General features: G+C 42.1%; 3 protein-coding genes. All 3 read right to left on the bottom strand.

Annotation, left to right across the window (positions count from 1 at the left end; translation table 11 throughout):
* A partial coding sequence (locus K0778_RS26020) for an IS1 family transposase (RefSeq protein WP_001676991.1) occupies nt 1-64 on the bottom strand: 64 nt, incomplete at its 3' end.
* A gap of 50 nt (nt 65-114) precedes the next feature.
* On the bottom strand, nt 115-447 hold the full coding sequence (locus tag K0778_RS26015; protein ID WP_063084412.1) for an NTF2 fold immunity protein: 333 nt from the start codon (nt 445-447) through the stop codon (nt 115-117).
* Between the two features lie 39 nt (nt 448-486).
* On the bottom strand, nt 487-1,426 hold a 940-nt coding region (locus tag K0778_RS26010), incomplete at its 5' end, for a DUF4329 domain-containing protein (RefSeq protein WP_032309634.1).

The following is a 1,426-nucleotide window of genomic DNA, read 5'->3' as shown; positions in this document are numbered from 1 at the left end:
TGCCGTTACGCACCACCCCGTCAGTAGCTGAACAGGAGGGACAGCTGATAGAAACAGAAGCCACTGGAGCACCTCAAAAACACCATCATACACTAAATCAGTAAGTTGGCAGCATCACCTATTAATTTCTATAATAAATACACCACCCGCAACTTCATAAGGTAACTTTGCTCCCTCAACAACCCAACTATCTGGTAGTTCCGTAATTAAATATGGTTTTTCTTCTTCTGCAATCCGTTCGCCATAGCGATACCTAACATATATTTCAGCTAATTGTATCGCCATTGTTTCAGTTTTTACCGTATTTTTAACAGAGTATTTATCTAAATGTAATTTTTCCACATACCTCATAAAAATAATGTTTTCATCAGAACCGTAAACAGCTGTCTCATTACAGGCAAATAGTATAAAAAATGAAAGCATCGAAAATATTGAACTATATTTCATTGAATCTCCTTATAGGCCCCACTAATAAAAGCACTAAAATTAATCATGATACGGTATGCATACTGAACTCAATCCCGGGACACTATTTCTGATAAAAATATATTCTCCTTTATTATTAAGCGCCTCAAATCGTCCATCAGGTGTTGCGAGATAAAATGCTTCAAGATTATTATCTTTACTTCTTACAAGATTTTTATCGCTACTTGAAAAAAATTCATCAACATAATCGCCATGACTATCTGCACCGTGAGTATGATAAGCAGCAACTCTATCTGTACCTGTGGGACATTTTCTTTTCAGAGGATATGACTCCTTTCTTAAATTATCAGTTTCTGCCTTAGATGCAAAATATTTTCCATTAGTATCTTTACAGACAATACCAGAGTATTCCATATCATTACATAGAGATCTATTCTGCGTTTCTTTCAAAGCATCTAACGCAGCATCTGCAGTACTATCAAATTTACTTGGTCCTATTATACGTGAAAGAACACCACAAACTCCCCCCGTACATGCTCCAGATCTGGCATCATCCCAAGTCTGCAATAATCCCATAGGGTCAATTTGTTGTAGTGGATTTAAAGGATACTGATATAAATTCCATCCCCCTTTCAACCCCATCGGGTCCTGAGTAATATACCGCCCCTGCAACGGATCGTAGTACCGGTGACGGTTATAGTACAGCCCTGATTCCTCATCATGCTGCTGCCCTGGCAGACGGTACGGCTGATACACATGATGCGGGTTCTCCTCATTAAGCTGGTTGCCCCATTCATCATATTCCGCGCTCCACGCCGTATTGCCGTCTTCGCTGATAAGCGCCAGCGGCAGTCCCCGGTGGTCGCAGTGATAAAGATGAGCTTTTCGCGCCGGTGTGTATTCCGGCTCCACCTGTCTGGCCAGTTGCTCCACCGTCAGCCCGCACTGCGCAAGCCACGCCCGGCTTTCACTGCTCACGCGGTCTGCCCGGATTTCTTCC

It is taken from the genome of Escherichia sp. XD33, assembly GCF_019375075.1.
GTDB lineage: Bacteria > Pseudomonadota > Gammaproteobacteria > Enterobacterales > Enterobacteriaceae > Enterobacter > Enterobacter flexneri_A.
This window is presented reverse-complemented; position numbering and strand designations above follow the sequence as displayed.

Bases quoted from the DNA above. Each gene is read 5' to 3' on its own strand.
- K0778_RS26015 (WP_063084412.1), bottom strand. From the start codon at position 447: ATGAAATATAGTTCAATATTTTCGATGCTTTCATTTTTTATACTATTT.